The sequence below is a fragment of the Polaromonas sp. P1_G2 genome (assembly GCF_056405515.1).
Genome location: NZ_JBFUBY010000530.1, coordinates 1 through 1,102, shown reverse-complemented (window position 1 = coordinate 1,102; position 1,102 = coordinate 1). Strand labels below are relative to the sequence as shown.

2 protein-coding genes are annotated in these 1,102 nt (G+C 56.8%); both read left to right on the top strand.

What is annotated here, in order from left to right; genetic code table 11:
- Positions 1-423, top strand: a 423-nt coding sequence (cysC, locus tag AC1D0P_RS25940; protein WP_477679353.1) for an adenylyl-sulfate kinase, incomplete at its 5' end; no start/stop codon positions are given.
- Between the two features lie 123 nt (positions 424-546).
- The coding region (locus AC1D0P_RS25935; protein ID WP_477679352.1) for a sulfotransferase at positions 547-1,102 on the top strand (556 nt) is incomplete at its 3' end.

The window sequence follows — 1,102 nt, the reverse complement described above, 5'->3', positions numbered from 1 at the left end:
GTTCTGGACGGCGACAACCTCCGGCATGGACTGAGCAAAGACTTGGGATTTTCCGCGCCGGACCGCWGTGAGAACATTCGACGCACGGCCGAAGTCGCGCACATGATGAATGAAGCCGGATTGATCGTGATCACCGCCTTGATTTCGCCGTTCCGGGACGACCGGAAAATGGCTCAAGCCATCATCGGCGATGCGCGATTCATTGAAGTCCATGTCAGCACGCTGGCAACCGTCTGCGAACAGCGCGACCCGAAAGGACTGTATGTACGGGCACGCGCCGGACAGCTTGCGGAATTTACCGGCATCTCGTCTCCCTACGAAACACCGCTAATACCGGATTTGGTGCTCGACACCGACGCATTGCCCTTGAAAGATTCGACCCAGACCTTGCTCGACCTTGTTTCGGAGCGCTGCTTCACGTGAGCCGGCAACAACAGAGTGGTCTTCATGACCCGGTCCTCATGACCGATTGACCGGAAATTTCTTTGGCCTTTTTGTGTTGAATATTTCAGCATATTCAATATAAACAATAACGGGAGCAGGCATATGGAGGTTGCAGGAGCAAAGGACGTCGACGCCGTTGTGCACTCTCGCCCACGGCCGGTACTGATGATTCCGCTGCGGCGCTGCGGCAGCCATGCGTTGCGCTTGCGCCTGAACTTCAATCCACATTTTTACTCGCCCTATCCGCTGCATATCGTGGATTTCATGCCATTGGCGCCGCTCTATGGCGATCTTTCCGATGACCAGGCTTACTTCCGCATGGTGGTGGATGTGGTGGGCTTGCAGGCCGCAAGCCCGGTAAAGTGGTCAAACGTGGTATTTGATCCGAGGCAGATATTCGAGGCGATACGCCACGAACGGCGCAGCGTGCACCGCATCGTCTGGGAATTGCTGCTAAGCGCCGGGGAGCAGCATGGCGCAGGAATCGTCATGGATAAATCGCTCGACAGCGTGCATTATGCGGACGAGCTGATGGGCCTGTTTCCGCAGCTGCTGTTCCTGAATGTCGTGCGGGATCCGCGCGCGCAGGTAGCCTCAATGACCCGCGCCATCATCCACGATTTCGATACCACCCTGAACGCGAAGGCCTGGGTTGATG